Origin of the sequence: Streptomyces sp. NPDC007095 (genome assembly GCF_040634475.1) — a bacterium.
Taxonomy (GTDB): Bacteria; Actinomycetota; Actinomycetes; order Streptomycetales; family Streptomycetaceae; genus Streptomyces.
This window is the reverse complement of the sequence record NZ_JBEYFS010000240.1, coordinates 1-17,257: the sequence shown is the minus strand read 5'-3', so window position 1 is coordinate 17,257 and position 17,257 is coordinate 1. Positions and strand designations below refer to the sequence as shown.

Here is a 17,257-nt window from a genome sequence, read left to right as displayed (position 1 = left end):
TGTGAAGTGATCTACGGATTCATCGGTGGGGGACGGGCGCGGCGACGTCGAAGGACGTCAAGGGCCCATCACGCTCTCACTCGTAAATCGGCGTCAGGAAGAACATGACCAAGACGTCACCCGGTTCCGTCGGACCCGCACACCAAGTTTTTCGCCGTCCCGGCGTCGGCCGGGCCTTCGGCGAGCGCCCGGGGTCAGCCGTTTCCTTCCAGTCAGCTACCGGACCATGCCCCCTCACATCACGGAGCCCCGCCAGATTGAGGCGAGCCGACCTGCAAGTCCGTGCCCGCAGCGAGCAACAGACACCCGAGTGGAAGGCCCGCTACGCGGTCCGCTCCGGAGTGGAGGGCACCATCAACGAGTTCGCCCACGGACACGGCATGCGTCACTGCCGCTACCGAGGACTGCCCAGAACTCACTTGCAACACGCACTCACAGCTATCGCCGTGATCATCGAACGCCTCAGCGACCTGGCACCAGCCGAGGAAGTCCCCTCAGCACGGCCGCCGACCGCTTTCCAGACCTACCTGGACCACCACGGGATCCCCCGGTCGAAGTCCTGACGGACCCTCGGCACCAGATCTCAACCTCCCAAGATCCCCGAGAGAGTCAAGCCAGGGCTACAGGGCCTTCACCAGTCGACCGCCACGCCAACGTCACGCCCGAACCAGGGCTGGACGAGGAGATCAGCACCGGCCCAACACAGGGTGGGCTTCCTGGGGTGATCACGTCCGCCGAAGAGCCCCCGTCGGTCAACCCTCCACCCTGCTCACCCCTCTCAACAAACCGGATCCAGAGCGTTCCCACCACGACGGAGCAAGGTCAACGCAATGAAGAGACCATTGACCGCCACCCAAGATCAACACATAATCCTCACGACTTTGGTAAGAAATCTTAAGAGATCGGTGGGGGCGTGTTCACGCGAGAACGGCGACGCGGCTGGCGTCGGGCGATGCAATGCGGAGCGATAGTTGCCGTGCTCCTGGGAAGTGCGTTACCGGCGCTCGGAGCCGAGGCGGCTCCTGCACTCGCCGATGACGGTGCCTCCTCGGCAGCGGCGGACAAGACTGCAGAGTCGGAGGCGAGCGCTCTCGCGGTGAAGACCGGCGAGCGGGTGGACGTGGACGTGAGGACCACGGAGTCGTCCCAGGTGTTCGCCAATCCGGACGGCACCTTCACACAGGAGATGAACGCGGCTCCCGTCCGTGCCCGGAAGAACGACGGCACCTGGGCTCCCATCGACACCACTCTCGTGCGTGACGCCGCGGGTGCTGTGCGGGCGAGGAACACGACGGCGGATCTCACCTTCTCGAGTGGCGGCAGCGGAGACGGGCTGGTCACGCTGGGGGACGCGGGGCATGAGCTGCGGCTCGGCTGGCCCAAGGAGCTCCCCGAGCCCCGGCTCGACGGCAGCACCGCCACCTACGCCGGGGTTCTCCCGGACGTGGACCTGAAACTGACCGCGCTGAGTTCCGGCTACACGTCGGTGCTCGTGGTCAAGACTGCGGAGGCGGCTCAGAATCCGGCGCTCGCGACGATCAGGATGACGGTGTCAGGTAGCGGCCTGGACATCGCCCAGACGGCCGACGGTGGCTTCGTCGCACGCGACGCCGACGGCACCCCGGTCTTCGAGAGCCCGGCGGGGCGGATGTGGGACTCGGCCGGTGACGCCCCGGACACCGCCACGACGGGCCTCGGTACTCAACTCGTCCGCGGTGCTGCCTCGAGCGAGGCGAAGGCCGAGGGCGAGCGGGAGGCGACGGACACCACGCCGCTGCCCGCCGCCGGGGGTGAACCGGCGTCCTCGGAGGGACCCGGCAGCGGTGACGCGACGGCCAAGCTGCCGCTCAGGCTCACCGGTACAGCGCTGGAGATCACGCCCGATCCGGCCCTGCTCCACGGCGAGGACACCGTCTTCCCGCTCTACATCGATCCGCCGACCAAGGGCATCGTGCTGGGCGACTGGACGGCTCTGGCCTCCAACGGCTCCAAGTACTGGGAGTTCGACGGGGACAAGGGCGTGGGGCACTGTTCCAACTACGCCGGCTACCTCTGCTCCAACAGCCCGTACACGCAGCGCATGTACTTCGAGTACCCGCTCTCGTCGATCCACGGCAAGAAGGTCCTGGACGCGACGCTGGAGGTGTACCAGACGTGGACGTTCACCTGTGATGCGCACTGGTACGACCTGAGCCACGTGACCAAGGGCATCTCCTCCAGCACCACTTGGTCGTCCCGCCCCACGGCGGACGACCTGATGGGCGACCGGAACGTGGCCTACGGGCGGGGCAGCCTGTGCAGCCCGTCGCAGCCGGCGAACTGGGTGCGTTTCAGCGACAACGTGGGTGAGGAGACGAACGAGAACCTGACGACGACCCTCGCCTCGCACGCCGCGAACAAGTCACCGCAGATCACCTTCTCGCTGACCGCGCACGACGAGTCCGACGCGGGCGCCTGGGCGCGGTTCCGCAACGACGCGAAGCTGTCGGTGACCTACGTGTCCTACCCGGACAAGCCGACCTCGTACGGCGTGCAGCAGGGCACCGCCGGACGGGCCTGTAACGCCTCCACGCTGCCCTTCGCCACCAGCGCCACCAAGCCGAAGATGCTGGCCACGGTGCAGTCGGCGGACGGCTCCGACGCCCAACTGCGCGCCATGTTCGAGGTGTGGAAGGCCGACGGCTCCAGCCGTGCCTGGTACGCGGCCTCGCCGGACAGTGCCTGGGTGGCCGACAACGCTGTCCGCGACGCGTCCTCCAGCGCGCTGCCGGCGCAGACGGACTACCGGATGCGGGTCAAGACGCAGGCGTATTACAAGACGGACCGGGGCGTCACTGGTGTGCTGGACTCGGCCTGGTCGTCCTGGTGCTACTTCCGGGTCGATACCGATTCGCCGCCGCCTCCGATCGTGACCAGCGCGGACGGCGTCTACCAGCCGGCCGAGACCGACCCGGCCGCGGGCGGGGTGGGCACGCCGGGCAAGTTCACCTTCACCCCCGCGGACACCAACCCCACCACGCCCGGCATCCAGTCGGACGTCGTCAGCTACAAGTGGAAGCTGAACAGCGGCGCGCTCTCCAACCCGATCACCGTCGCCAAGGGCACGGCCACCACGCAGACGATCACGCCGAACCAGGCCGGTGAGAACACCGTCCAGGTCTGGGGCTTCGACGCGGCCGGCCACAGCTCGCTCACCGGCTACTACAGCTTCCTGGTGAAGGGCGCCGAAACGCCCTCGGGCATCTGGCACCTGGACAACGCCCTCACCGACTCCACCACCGCCACCCAGCACCCGCTGACTTCCTCGGGGGCCACCTGGGACACGCTGTCCCGCAGCGGCTCCGGTGCGGCGAAGCTCAACGGCACGAGCGCCTACCTCTCCACCTCCGGCGCGGTCCTGGACACCACCAAGTCCTTCACCGTCTCGGCCTGGGCGCGTCTGACGAAGAAGGACGTCAACTACACCGTCCTGTCCCAGGCGGGCACGAACGCCTCCGGGTTCCAGCTGTACTACTCCACGGCCTACAACGCCTGGATCTTCAACCGACATCAGACGGATGTCACCGACCCGGCGATCACCCGCTCGATCGGCACCAAGCCGCCGGTCCTGAACGTCTGGACCCACCTGGCGGGCGTCTACGACGCGGCCGGGCAGACCCTCCAGCTCTACGTCAACGGCGTTCCGCAGGGCAATCCGGTGCCGTTCACCACCCCGTGGAAGGCGTCCGGCAACCTTCAGGTCGGACGGCTGTGGCACGCCGCGACCGGCAAGGAGTACTTCTCCGGAACCATCGACGAGGTGAAGGTCTGGTCCCGCGCGCTCGCGGACACCGAGGTCGCCCACGATGCCTGGCTGGAGGACGAGGATCTCAGCGACGGCACCGCCGGCGACCCCATCCCGGCGATCGTCGCCAAGTGGGATGCCACGGACATGGCGAACGCGACCGGCACCACGGTCAAGGACACCAGCGGCTTCGGCCGGAACCTGACGCTCAGCGGGGCCGCGCTCACCCAGTTCACCACCGGTGACCCGGACATCGGCGAAGAGGTCACCACCACGCAGTCGATGACCCTGAACGGCACCAGCGCGTATGCCGGCGCCACGGGCCCGGTCGTTGACGACTCCGGTTCGTTCACCGCGACCGCCTGGGTCACGCTGGACCCCGCCAAGCTCGCCGACACCAGCAAGTCGTATTCGGTGCAGGTGTTCGGCCAGTCGGGGACGAGCCAGTCCTCCTGGGGTGTCTGGTACGAGCAGCCCGCCGGCAGCACCCAGGGACGGTGGACGTTCGGCCGTCCCGACAAGGACGGCACCGGGGCGGCCTGGACCGTGAGCGAGTCCACCGCATTCACCACGGCCCAGCTGGGCGTCCCGGTCATGCTGACGGTCGTCCACGACGCCCAGGCGGCAGCCGACCCCGACGACACCTCCAAGCTCGGCGCGCTCAAGCTCTACGTCGACAGCGCCCTGATGGGCGATGAGGACGGCGTGCCGTACTCCGCCCCCTGGCAAGGCGGCGGAGCGTTCGAGATCGGCCGGGCGAAGATCAACGGCGCTGCCACGCGCTACTTCCCCGGAAAGATCGACAGCGTCCGCGTCTGGGCCGGAGCCACCTCCACCGACACGATCGCCAACCGGCACAACACCGAGCAGCAGTAGAAGCGGAACGGGACAGGGCGGGTCTACCTTCTTGCCCGCCCTGTCCCGTGTGTTCGGAACACTTGGCGCGCTTCCGCTGACGCGCCGTCGAGATCCGGCGTTCTCAGGCGCCTACGCCGCCCGAGCGCCTCCTGCCCCTATCCGAGAACCGGGAAATTCACCGTGTCTTCATCTCCCTTCCGCCCACGCTTGCCAGGGGCCGTCATACGCCGCTGGCTTGGCCGTGGCGCACTGGTCGCCTCTTTAACCCTTCTTCCACAAGTCGTGGTTCCTTCCGGCTACGACTTCACTGCCCAGGCCCAGTCCGCCGCGGCCCGCAAGAAGTTGGAGGACCGGCCCGACGCGAAGATCGACAAGGTGGGCGTGCTCAAGCCCAGCACGTCCAAGGCCCCGAAGGACAAGGCCGCCCCCGCCTCCCGTGAGACCCGTGAGCGGCTGAAGAAAACCGCGTGGCCGAAGGCCGGCAAGGCCACCGCCGAGGTCGCCGCGACCGGCGAGGCCGCTGTCACCGTCGGCGGGCTCGGCGTGGAGCTGGCCCAGCAGCCCGCCGCCCCGGCACCCAGGACGGCGAAGAAGAAGACGGCGGCGAAGGCCACCGGTCCGGCCGAGAAGGTGGCGCTCAGCGTCCACGCCCAGTCGGCCGCCAAGAAGGCGGGCGTCAACGGCGTCCTGCTCACCGTCGACCCGGCGGGAGCCGCCTCCGGGCACTCCGCCGGTGACACCGACAAGCTCCGCCTATCCCTGGACTACTCCTCCTTCAACGATGTCTACGGCGGCAACTTCGGCCCCCGTCTGCGCCTGGTGACACTCCCGGCGTGTGCGCTGACCGCCCCGGAGAAGAAGTCCTGCCGCACCCAGACCCCGGTGGCGGGCGCGGACAACGACGCGGATTCCCAGACCCTGACCGGCACCGTCTCCGCCCGCACCCTCGCAGCCGGCACCCCGATGCTGCTGGCTGCGGCGGCCGACAGTTCGGGCGGCGGAAGCGACTACAGCGCCACCCCGCTGTCCCCGACCGCGACCTGGGAGGCCGGCGGCAGCACGGGTGACTTCACCTGGAACTACCCGCTGCGCGTTCCCCCGGCGACAGCCGGCCCGTCCCCGAACCTGTCGATCTCCTACAACTCGGCCTCGGTGGACGGCCGCACGGCCGGGGAGAACAACCAGACCTCCGTGATCGGTGAGGGCTTCTCGCTCACCGAGTCCTACATCGAGCGCAAGTACGGCTCCTGCAAGGACGACGGCCAGTCCGGCAAGGGCGACCTGTGCTGGAAGTACGCCAACTCCGCCCTGGTCCTCAACGGCAAAGCAGTCGAGCTGGTCAACACCTGCACCGACAAGGCGGCCTGCGACACCGCCGCCCTGTCCGAGGCTTCCGGCGGCACCTGGAGGGTGAAGAACGAGGACGGCACCCGCGTCGAGCACCTGACCGGAGCCACCGGCAACGGCGACAACAACACCGAGTACTGGAAGGTCACGGACGCGTCCGGCATCCAGTACTTCTTCGGCAAGCAACGGATGCCCGGCTGGAGCGACAAGGGCACCACCTCCACCGCCGACGACGACCCGGTCACCAACTCCGTGTGGACCGTCCCCGTCTTCGGCGACGACTCCGGTGAGCCCTGCTACAAGTCCACCGGCTTCGCCGACTCCTCCTGCAACCAGGCATGGCGCTGGAACCTGGACTACGTCGTGGACACCCACGACAACGCCTCCACCTACTGGTACACCCCGGAGACGAACTACTACTCCAAGAACGCCGACACCACCGTCAACGGCACCGGCTACACCCGCGGCGGCTACCTCGACCGCATCGACTACGGCCTGCGCAGCGACCTGATCTACTCCAAGCCCGCCGCCCAGCAGGTCAGCTTCACCTACGCCGAGCGCTGCGTCACCTCGGGCGGCTGCTCCAGCCTGACCAAGGACACCAAGGCCAACTGGCCCGACGTGCCCTTCGACATGATCTGCGCGGCCAACACCAAGTGCACCACCCAGATCGGCCCGGCCTTCTTCACCCGCAAGCGCCTCACCGACGTCACCACCTCGGTGTGGACCGGCACCGGCACCACCCGCCGGGACGTGGACACCTGGCACCTGGAACAGGACTTCCCCGACACGGGTGACGCCTCCTCGGCGAGCCTGTGGCTGAAGTCCATCCAGAACACCGGCAAGGCCAACACCACCGCAGCCGTCATGCCGCCGGTCGTCTTCGGCGGCATCCAGATGTCCAACCACGTCGAGGGCAGCGGCCCGGACACCCTGCGCTACATCAAGTGGCGCGTGCGCACCATCAAGTCCGAGACCGGCTCGACCCTCACCGCCAACTACTCCGACCCCGACTGCATCTGGGGCTCGAGCATGCCGGCGGACATCGACAAGAACACCCGCCGCTGCTTCCCGGTCAAGTGGTCCCAGTCCGGGGCGACCCCGGTCACCGACTGGTTCCACAAGTACGTGGTCACCTCCGTCTTCCAGGACGACCCCTACGGCCACGGCGACACCGGCGAGACGTACTACGACTACCAGGGCGGCGCCGGCTGGGCCTACTCCGACGACGAGGGCCTGACCAAGACCTCCAACCGCACCTGGTCGCAATGGCGCGGCTACGGCAAGGTCGTAGAAACCTCCGGCGACTCCGAGGGCCCGCGCTCCAAGAAGTCCACCCTCTACATGCGCGGCCTCAACGGCGAGAAGGAACTCGACGGCACCGCCCGGGTGGCGACGGTCACCGACTCCAACGGCACCGCCATCGACGACTCCCGCCAGTACGCCGGCTTCGTCCGCGAGACCATCGCCTACAACGGCACCGACGAAGTCAGCGGCACCATCAACACCCCCTGGTCCCACAAGACCGGAAGCCACACCTACAGCTGGGGCACCACCGACTCCTGGATCGTCCAGGCCGACGAGACCGCCACCCGCACCAAGACCTCCACCGGCACCCTCACCGTCAAGCAGAAGACCACGTACGACACCACGTACGGCATGCCGATGACCGTGGAAGACAGCGGCGACGCCACCAAAACCGGCGACGAGTCGTGCGTGCGGACCAGCTACGCCCGCAACACCTCGGCCTGGCTGGTGAACACCGTCTCGCGCACCGAGACCTACAGCGTCTCGTGTGCGGACACCCCAGCGATCCCCGACGACGTCGTCTCCGACATCACCACGGCCTACGACGGCCAGGCGATCGGGGTGGCACCCACCAAGGGCGAAATCACCGCCTCCTACCGGGTCGCAAGCTATGGCGAGACCGACAAGAAGCCCGTCTACCAGCAGGTCTCCAGTTCCACCTACGACAAGCTGGGCCGCCCGCTCACCGCGACCAACGCCCTCAACCGCACGATCAAGACCACCTACGTCCCCGATGACACCGGCTACGGCCCGCTGACGTCCAAGACCACCACCGACCCCAAGCTGTACACCTCCACCACCGAAGTGGACCCGGCCTGGGGCACGGCCACCAAGACCACGGACGCCAACATCAACGTCACCGAGTGGTCCTTCGACGCGCTCGGCCGCCTGCGATCGGTCTGGAAGCCGGACCGCTCCCACACGCTCAATGACGCCGCCAGCATCGTCTACGCCTACAGCATCAACAACGACAAGGAGACCTGGGTCCGCACCGACGCCCTCAAGGCCGACGGCAAGACCTACAACAGCTCCTACGAGATCTTCGACGGCCTACTGCGGTCCCGCCAGAAGCAGGTCCCCGCGCCGAACGGCGGCCGGGTGATCTCCGAAACCCTCTACGACGACCGCGGACTGCCCTACATCACCAACGCGCAGGTCCACGACAACGTCGCGCCCTCGGGCACCCTGGCCAACACCTTCCCCGGTTCCGTCCCCGCCTCCACCGAAACGGTCTACGACGGCGCCGGCCGGGCCACGGACTCGATCTTCCGGGTCTACGACCAGGAGAAGTGGCGCACCAAAACCGACGAGCAGGCCGACCGCACCGCCGTCACCGCCGCCGCGGGCGGCACCGGCACCGTGACATTCGTCGACGCCCGCGGCCGGGTCACCGAGCGCCGTGAATACGGCGGCCCCGTCCCAACCGGCAGCGACTACACCCGCACCCTGTACGAGTACACCCCCGGCGGCCAGCTTAAGAAGATGACCGGCCCGGATGGGGCGGTCTGGACGTACGGCTACGACCTGCGCGGCCGCAAGACCACTTCCACCGACCCCGACCAGGGCCGGGTCGACACCACCTACAACGACGCCGACCAGCCGCTGACCACCACCACGACCCTCAACCAGGTCACTCGCACGCTGATCACCGACTACGACGAGCTCGGCCGCACGATCGGCACCTGGGACGGGGTGAAGGACAACGCCCACCAGCTGACCAAGTTCACCTACGACTCCCTGGCCAAGGGACAGCCGACCGCCTCGATCCGGTACGTCGGCGGCACGACTGGCAAGATCTATTCCCAGGTCGTCACCGGGTACGACGCGCTCGGCCGCGCCAAGGGCATCAAGACCGTCATCGCCGCCAGCGACCCCCTGGTCACCGCCGGCGCGCCGCAGACCTTTACCACCTCCACCGTCTACAACATCGACGGCACCGTCCAGTCCACGTCGCTGCCCGCGGTGGCCGGCCTGCCCGCCGAGACCGTCGTCAACAGCTACAACGACCTCGGCATGCTCACCGGCACCGACGGTATGACCGGCTACGTCCAGAACATCGGCTACTCCCCGTACGGCGAAATCGAGGAGACCCGGCTGGGTACCTCCACCGGTGCCAAGCAGCTCCAGATCCTCAACCGCTACGAGGACGGCACCCGCCGCCTGGCCAACACCCACACCGTCGACCAGACCAACGCCGGCTACACCAGCGACGTCGACTACGCCTACGACACCACCGGCAACGTCAAGTCGGTCACGGACAATGCGGGCGGCAAGGACACCCAGTGCTTCGCCTACGACGGCTACCGCCGTCTGACCGAAGCCTGGACCCCCTCCTCCAACGACTGCGCCACCACACGCTCGGCGACCGCGCTCGGAGGCCCGGCCCCGTACTGGACCAGCTGGACCTACAAGCCCGGCGGCCTGCGGGACACCCAGACCGAGCACAAGACCACGGGTAACACGACCACCGCCTACGGCTACCCCACCGTGAACGCCAACGGCGCCGGCCAGCCCCACACCATGACCTCGCTCACGGTCAACGGCGGCACGGCGAAGTCGTACACCTACGACGAGCACGGCAACACCACCAAGCGCTACGACCTCACCGGCATCGCGCAGAGCCTCACCTGGGACATCGAAGGAGAACTCACCCGCCTCACCGAAGACACCAAGACCACCGACTACCTCTACGACGCAGGCGGCGATCTCCTGATCCGCCGCGGCCCCGACCAGACCGTCCTCTACCTGGCCGGCCAGGAACTCCACTACGACACCACCGCCAAGAAATTCAGCGCCCAGCGCTACTACGCGGCCGGCGACGCCACCGCCGTCCGCACCGAGACCGGCCTGAACTGGATGGTCGACGACCACCACGGCACCGCCTCGATGACGGTGGATCCCACCACCCAGGCCGTCACCCGCCGCTACACCAAGCCCTTCGGCGAAACCCGCGGCGCGACACCGCCGGCCTGGCCCGACGACAAGGGCTTCCTCGGCAAACCCACCGACGCCGACACCGGCCTCACCCACATCGGCGCCCGCGAGTACGACCCCGCCACCGGACGCTTCCTCTCCGTCGACCCCGTCCTCGCCCCCGACGACCACGAATCCCTCAACGGCTACGCCTACGCCAACAACACCCCCGTCACCCTGGCCGACCCCACCGGACTCCGCCCCGACGGCATGTGTGGTGGCGCCTCGAGCTCCTGCAACGGTGGTACCGAGTCCTGGACCAAGAGCAGGAACGGCTGGGACTGGTCGTACACGAAGACCTACACCCGGACCTTCCAGTACAAGAAGTCGGGCGGCGGTACCGGCAGCGGCACCATGACCGTCACTGTCCTTACGGAGGGGGGCCACACCTCAGCGAAGGTGGTGTTCAAGAAGGGACCCGACCCGAAGCCTGAGCGAAAAGACGGATCGCAGTGCAGATCCTGCTGGGCGATGGGGACGAACCCCTACTACGACCCGAACGCCAACGACCTCCCCGACACAGGGAAGCTCGCAACCTGGCAGAAGGTTGTGCTGGGAGCCATCACGGTCGTGGCGTCGGCCGTAGTCCTTGCCCCTGCCGCCATCATCGTGGGCGAGGGATGCCTGGCCACGGCTCCGGCGTGTGCCGCGGAGATCGTGGAGATGGCGACCGGGGGAGCGTCCGGCGGAAGCGCGGTGGTTGGAGCTGGAGCCTTTAGTGCTGCACGCTCCACCAGACTGGGAGGTACTTACTACACCCCCAAGACTACGCTGAAGGAGCTGATCAACCCGAAGGGAGGGGAGGAGAATTGTCGAGCATGTGCCCTTTCAGTGGATCAACTCCTCGCCGGCGCCAGGTCAAGCGCGCGGCCGGATGTCACCCGCGGCCCTGTTCAGCCTCTCGAGAAGCTCTTGCAGAATAAATTCCGCAGCAGGAGCTTCTCGAACATCGTGACCGACATCCAAAAAGCGGGAGACGGTGCGCGCGGTATCGTATGGGGTCTAGACGAAGATGGCGGTCACGTGTTCAACGTGGTCAACCAGAAGGGTCGAGTTACATTCCTCGACGGGCAATCAGGAGACGCAAGCCATGCTCCCACTTGGGATGGCTACCTCCTCATGAGGACCAATTGATGATCTCAGAAATCGAAGCAAAAGATATTGCCAGAGAGTATCTTCGCGCATCCCAGAAGGTCGATGAGCCAGAAATGGAGATCGACTGGGATCGCGTGCGAATCAAGGAGGGAATCCTTATTGCGCCGTACAATTCAACCAGATTCCTTCAAACTAGAGATCCCTGGGATCAACTCCTCGACTGCTGGCCAATTCTCGTGGATATGTCCACTGGCGAGGCCCGCTTTGGTAAATTGGGAGAGCGGGATTTCTGGCGAATTCCTAGAGGCTGACGAGATTCGCGTTGAAATGGATGGGGATCTCGCAATGCCGGCGCACGTAGGATAAAATCCTGATGCCGGTTGCCGGAGTAGCCAGAAATTTCAGGCTCAATCTCCGCCCGAGACGAAGCGGCCCCGCCTCCCGGACCGAGTCCGGAGGGAGGGGCCGCTTCGTCATTCTTGGAACAGCCAACCCAACCTCTCATCGAAGCTTGGGAGCGATTACCGGGTCTTCTAAGTTGAGCGGTGGAACGGTCGCGGGATTGGCAGATCTAGGCCGCCCGCGACCTCCGTACGGCGTGGTCACGACCGCCGGACCTGCCCAAATCCGCCAGCCTCGAAATGAAATTCGCCATCCAAGACGGATCTCCTCTTGAGGGTGTTCTCACCTACGATGAGTCCGAGTACGGATTCTCCTTCAGTGCGCTGATCGGCACGCTCCAACTTGAGGTCGATATTGAGTTTCGGGAGGTCCTGTTCACCTGGAGATACTTCCCGAACGTTCGGTCGGGTTCGCGAGGCCGATGGCCGGAACGCAGAGCCGAGTGCGGGGCTGATCGACTCGCAGTCCGTACGCACCGCCGACACCGTCCCAGCCACGGCCAGGGGCTTCGATGCGGGCGAGAAGATCAAGGGCCGTTATCTTGAGCCCGCGCGAGCGTGTCCTTCATGTGCGTGAAGCACTCTAAAGTTCCCCCAACTCCCGTGGTGGATGCGGTTATCTGCCGCCGTCCACCACGGAAGAGCTGGAAACGCGATGCGCGTACAGAGGGTGCTGGCACCCGGGTCGACGACGGAGTCGTGGACGCTGCTGGGGGATGATCTGCGGCCTGTCGATCCGGTCGAGTCGTTCCTGGCCTACTTGACGGCGCTCGAGCGGTCGCCGAACACCATCAAGGCTTACGCCCACGACCTGAAGGACTGGTGGTACCACCTCGACGGCCGTGAACTGGAGTGGAAATCAGTGGACTTGGAGGCAGTGGCCTCCTTCGTGGCCTGGCTGCGGTTGCCGCTGCCGGCCCGGAACGGGACAGTAGCGGTGCTGCCGACGGTCGAGCACCACTGCACCGCCTCCAGCGTGAACCGCAAGCTCGCCGCAGTCAGCACGTTCTACAAGTTCCACGCCGCGGCGCGACACCGCCGGCCTGGCCCGACGACAAGGGCTTCCTCGGCAAACCCACCGACGCCGACACCGGCCTCACCCACATCGGCGCCCGCGAGTATGACCCAGCCACCGGACGCTTTCTCTCCGTCGACCCCGTCCTCGCCCCCGACGACCACGAATCCCTCAACGGCTACGCCTACGCCAACAACACCCCCGTCACCCTCGCCGACCCCATCGGCCTCCGCCCCGACGGCATGTGTGGCGGTGCCTCGAGCTCCTGCAACGGTGGTACCGAGTCCTGGACCAAGAGCAGGAACGGCTGGGACTCGAGCTACACCTACCACTACAACTATCCCGACGGCTCGTCGTTGGCCCTCACCGTCAACACCAGCCGCAGCCATGTGTCGTACAGGGTCCACTTCAAGACCGGCCCGAGCCCACTGCCGACTGTGAAGTACGGCAGCGGCGCACCGTCCACCGCGACGCCCAGCCCCAGCCCGGGGATGGCTCCGGACCCCGACTACAAGGGGACCGCCACGGGACCGTCGTGGGGCGTGGCCGGTGAGATCGCCCTGATGGCCTGCGGCTGGGTGCCCGTGGCCGGCGCCGGATGCGACGCCGCGGACCTGGGTCGCTCCGCCGTGGACGAGGACGCGCTCGGGGTCGGCCTCGGAGCGGCCGGCTTCATTCCGCTCGCGGGCGACGCGGCCAAGCTGCCCAAGCAACTCGACAACATAGCCAACGCGATCAAGCTCGCGAACAAGATCCCCACCTCGCCGTACTCCGCCAAGCTGGACAATCTCTCCGAGCATCTGCAGATGAAGGACCTAACTGCGGCCGCGCGGGAACTGAAAGGAGAGTTGGTCAAGCGGAAGGCGCACGGTGTTCCGTGGGATCATGTCCACGAGGTTCGGGACGCCCAGGAGGGCCTGATCAAGGCGATCGGTGGCATCAACAAGAGGCTGTCCCATCCCAATACGGGTGGTGCGGGACCTTCTCGTCGCAGACCTGAGGCGGGCCAGCAGAATGCTGGACTTCTCCGAGCAGTTCGTTCCCAGGCCGGGAAGTGGAGCATGACAGTGATACACGACGATTACGTGCGGCAGTTGATCGCGCGGGCGAAGGACGGCGCCATCCCGCAGCAAGAGGTGAAGGAGATCGCCCGGACCATTTCCGAGAGCCGGGCCGGCCGGGACCTCTACCTATCTCATCCACCCCGAGGACCCCGAGGTCTCGGCGCTCGCCGCACAGGTGCTCACGGGGCACTGGAGAGTGGGAGCGAAGTACCGGAAGCAGATCCTCAAGTTGCTGGGCTCCCCCGAGTGGGACCTGGATGAGGACGCGTTCATGGCCGCGGTCTCGGGGACGGGGCAGATCCTGCACGACGGGTTCGACGCCGAACTCCTCCATGCCTTGCTGCGGCTCGCTGAGGAAGGCCGCGGTGAGTACGACGACGATCACATGCGGCGTTTCGCGGTGGAGGCGATCGCCCGCGCGCTGGGCGCCAGCCACGCCGAGTTGACCAGACTGCCCGAGGGAGTCACCTATGCGGAGTGGTCGCAGGGCTTGCTGAGGGCCGCACGTGACCGACTGCACGAGGCGGCGCGTCAGCCCTGAATCCGGTGACACCCAAGCAGGCCCCGGCCGGAAGACGTCCGGCCCCGGACGCGACCAGGGGAGAGACGCGACCGCGGCGCTGGCCATGTGGACCGCCAACGTCTGCCCCAAGATCTGCGAGTGGGACCACAAGCCCAAGCTCGACAAGAAGTTCAACCTCTCCAAGAACGGCTACTTCATCGTCCCAGCTCACTGCTGCCGCTGATCGCCGCGGCGGCAGCCCGCTACGGCTCACCTGAGCATCCACAGCCCTGGCTGAAAAGCCCGTCGATGAAATACACGCCCTGGGCTCTGGCTGACGCAGCCCGCGTCTGCCTGGCCTACGGCACCGAATACCAGCGGTCCGACGCCACCGAGCGTGACCTGCTGGAGATCCTGACGGCGTACTCCAGTCTGAAGGAACCCACCCTGCACGGGACGGACGAACCCACCGTCCGCCTCCGGGACTTCATGATGCGCCTGGGAGGCGAGCAGGGAGCCTGGCAGGCCCCGGAGTTCAACAGTCTCGCCCGTACCGCGGCGCTGTACCTGCACACCCCGTTCCCCGAACACCGGCAACCCCGCTGCATGGCTCCGGGCTGGGACACCGAGGTGTTCGGCTGCCCGCTGCCCGACTACGTGGGCACCGCGCAACTGCTCTGGGGATGCGCGCTGTTCAACGCCGGTCGGTTCGATCCCGCGATCTTCGACGGCCCGGACGGGGAGAAGTTCAACCGGGCGATCAGCCGGGAGACGGTCCTGCGTGTCATCGAACGGCACTTCGCCACCGACGTGGCCACCGTCAAAGCAACCGAGAGGCAGACCGTGGACAGCCTGGCGAGGGTGGCCGGCGGCAAAGCGGCCCAGCTGCGGCGCTTCACATACAACCCGCTCCTGGGCCGCCCGGCGGTCACCGGCTTCGGCCCCGGCCTGCTGTGTCCCTTACCGCAGCTGGTCTGGCGCAAGGCGACCCCGGCCGGCATCTACCACACAGGACGAGAGCACTTCGGAACTGGCTTCCTGCGGGAGACCGGCCATCTCTTCGAGGAGTACGTCGGCCGCCAGCTCCGACTGATACCGGATGCTGAGGTCATCGGTGAGATCACCTACCGGGTCAGGCGCGACGAGCTGCTCAGCGTCGACTGGATCGTCGTCCTCGACGACCTCGTGCTGCTGGTGGAGGTCAAGTCCATGATGCCGACCGAGAACGCCCGGCTGGGCCTGGAAGAGGGAGTGGCAGAGACCGACGGCAAACTGGCTCGCGCCTACCGGCAGGTCAACACCACCTCGGCCCAGATCGACGAGCGCAACCGGGCATTCGCCCGCATTCCGGCCGACCGGCCGCGCCAGGCGCTGATCGTCACCCTTGAGCCGTTCCCCATCGCCAACGCCAACCTGCCCCACGTGGACCTGCCCGTCCCTGATATTCCGACCACGGTCGTCGGTGCCCAGGAGATCGAACGCCTGGTGACCCTGACCGACATCACACAGCCCCTATGAGCGGGGTGCTGGCTGTAGTTGTTTGACCAGGTGGAAGACCTCGCGGGCCGCGTAGCGTTTGAGGCAGCGGACGATTTCGCGCCGGGTCTTGCCCTCCTTGATCCGGCGCTCGTAGTAGTCCTGGGTGCGCGGGTCGACCCGCAGGCGGGTGAACACGATGCGGTGGAGCGCGGCATTGGCCTGACGATCACCGCCGCGGTTGAGGCGACGGAACTGCCGGCGTCCCGAGGAACGCTCGACGGGGCTGACCCCGCACAAGGCGGCGAAGGACGCCTCGCTGTCCAGGCGTTCCGGGTTGTCTCCGACCGTGATCAGCAGAGCGACGGCTGTGTCTGGGCCGATCCCGACCACGTCGAGCAGTTGCGGGGCATGGCCTTGCACGAGCCGGGCCAGACGATTGTCCACCTCCCGGATCTGTTCGGAGAGCTGGCCGATCCGGCGAGCCAGCAAACCGAGCGTGATCCGCGTGGCCTGCAGCACCGACTCCTCGCCAGCCTCTTCCTGACCGCTCGCGTCGGTGAACCGTGCGCAGGTACGGAAGAGCTCGGCGTTGCCCAGTTGGGCCAGTTCTTCCCGCAAGGCGGGGTCGGCAGTGATGAGGACGGCCTTGAGCTGATTGATGGCCTGAGTACGGGCTTTGACAGCCGACGCCTTCGTGAGTTTGTACATCCTCGCGATCTGCACCGGCCCGTCGCCCGACTTGGCCCGCGCGCAGGCCCGCCCACTCAATACCGCTCGCGCCGCGTTCTGCGCATCGAGCGGATCCGATTTGCCGCGCCGACGGCGATCCGCCCGGTCCATCCAATTCACATCAAACACGTCCACGCCCTGGGCCAGCAGGTAGCGGGTCAAGGATGCCCCGTAAGAGCCGGTCCCCTCCACCCCGGCCCGCCCCACCGTTCCCGACCTCCTGGCCCACTTCAGCAGATCCCGATATCCAGTCGCGCTGGCCGGGAACTCACTGGTGGCCAGCACCGCCCCCGTCAAGGAGAGCACCGAAGCCACATGGGCATCACGGTGCGTGTCCACTCCTAACACCACTTCCCCCGCAGGGCGGCGACGGCGGGGCTTCGGAACAGAAGACGGCGCACTGCGTCCGACTGAAGTGGACATGCCCGATCCCTTCCGGTCCGATGACGTGTCGCGTTGCCGGTACCGAGCCACGTCAGACGGTCAGAATCGTGAGGACGCCACAACGAACGGCAGGCCCCTATCGGGACACGCCCCGCCAGCCCGGCACCGACAACGCACCATCCCCGACCATCGGCCGACACTGTGACACCAGGACACTTCGGTCACAGCCCCTATGAGCGGGGTCCTGGCTGTAGCTGTTTGACCAGGTGGAAGACCTCCCGGGCCGCATAGCGCTTGAGGCAACGGACGATTTCACGT

General features: G+C 66.9%; 9 protein-coding genes and 2 pseudogenes. 10 read left to right on the top strand and 1 reads right to left on the bottom strand.

Annotated elements, in window-relative coordinates:
- Window positions 1-257: 257 nt before the first annotated feature.
- The 10 genes and pseudogenes from ABZ656_RS48005 (at window position 258) to ABZ656_RS47960 (ending at window position 15,865) form a co-directional block, all read left to right on the top strand.
- Window positions 258-563 (top strand): transposase, encoded by a 306-nt coding sequence (locus tag ABZ656_RS48005; protein ID WP_360277559.1) that lies wholly within the window; start codon window positions 258-260, stop codon window positions 561-563.
- A 551-nt stretch (window positions 564-1,114) separates the two neighbouring features.
- Complete coding sequence (locus tag ABZ656_RS48000) at window positions 1,115-4,660, top strand: LamG domain-containing protein (RefSeq protein ID WP_360277565.1); 3,546 nt, start codon at window positions 1,115-1,117, stop codon at window positions 4,658-4,660.
- Window positions 4,661-4,924: 264 nt separating this feature from the next.
- The gene (locus ABZ656_RS47995) at window positions 4,925-11,404 is read left to right on the top strand and encodes an RHS repeat-associated core domain-containing protein (RefSeq protein WP_360277556.1); all 6,480 of its coding nucleotides are present in this window, start codon (window positions 4,925-4,927) and stop codon (window positions 11,402-11,404) included.
- Window positions 11,404-11,676, top strand: a complete 273-nt coding sequence (locus tag ABZ656_RS47990; RefSeq protein WP_360277553.1) for a YrhB domain-containing protein — start codon at window positions 11,404-11,406, stop codon at window positions 11,674-11,676. The genes ABZ656_RS47995 and ABZ656_RS47990 overlap by 1 nt, the downstream gene beginning before the upstream one ends.
- A gap of 502 nt (window positions 11,677-12,178) precedes the next feature.
- Window positions 12,179-12,304 (top strand): annotated as a pseudogene (locus tag ABZ656_RS47985) (IS5/IS1182 family transposase); the annotation flags it as partial.
- Window positions 12,305-12,376: 72 nt separating this feature from the next.
- Window positions 12,377-12,730: pseudogene (locus tag ABZ656_RS47980) on the top strand (site-specific integrase); the annotation flags it as partial.
- Complete coding sequence (locus ABZ656_RS47975) at window positions 12,619-14,106, top strand: polymorphic toxin type 28 domain-containing protein (RefSeq protein ID WP_360277550.1); 1,488 nt, start codon at window positions 12,619-12,621, stop codon at window positions 14,104-14,106. The pseudogene ABZ656_RS47980 and the gene ABZ656_RS47975, both read left to right, overlap by 112 nt.
- A gap of 10 nt (window positions 14,107-14,116) precedes the next feature.
- Window positions 14,117-14,386 carry a hypothetical protein gene (locus ABZ656_RS47970; protein WP_360277547.1) on the top strand — a complete coding sequence of 90 codons (270 nt, stop codon included), beginning with the start codon at window positions 14,117-14,119 and terminating at the stop codon, window positions 14,384-14,386.
- Window positions 14,352-14,591 (top strand): hypothetical protein, encoded by a 240-nt coding sequence (locus ABZ656_RS47965; protein WP_360277544.1) that lies wholly within the window; start codon window positions 14,352-14,354, stop codon window positions 14,589-14,591. Before ABZ656_RS47970 ends, ABZ656_RS47965 begins: the two co-directional genes overlap by 35 nt.
- 65 nt (window positions 14,592-14,656) lie before the next feature.
- Window positions 14,657-15,865: a hypothetical protein gene (locus tag ABZ656_RS47960; protein ID WP_360277541.1), complete on the top strand. Its 1,209-nt coding sequence runs from the start codon at window positions 14,657-14,659 to the stop codon at window positions 15,863-15,865.
- On the opposite strand, the gene ABZ656_RS47955 is transcribed toward ABZ656_RS47960, so the two are convergent.
- On the bottom strand, window positions 15,860-16,861 hold the full coding sequence (locus tag ABZ656_RS47955; RefSeq protein WP_360277562.1) for an IS110 family transposase: 1,002 nt from the start codon (window positions 16,859-16,861) through the stop codon (window positions 15,860-15,862). The two genes, ABZ656_RS47960 and ABZ656_RS47955, sit on opposite strands and share 6 nt — an antisense overlap.
- Between the last annotated feature and the right edge of the window lie 396 nt (window positions 16,862-17,257).

Excerpts from the sequence above, each read along its gene's own strand:
- ABZ656_RS47990 (WP_360277553.1), top strand. The coding sequence starts at position 11,404 with ATGATCTCAGAAATCGAAGCAAAAGATATTGCCAGAGAGTATCTTCGC.
- ABZ656_RS47970 (WP_360277547.1), top strand. The coding sequence starts at position 14,117 with ATGGCCGCGGTCTCGGGGACGGGGCAGATCCTGCACGACGGGTTCGAC.
- ABZ656_RS47960 (WP_360277541.1), top strand. The coding sequence starts at position 14,657 with ATGAAATACACGCCCTGGGCTCTGGCTGACGCAGCCCGCGTCTGCCTG.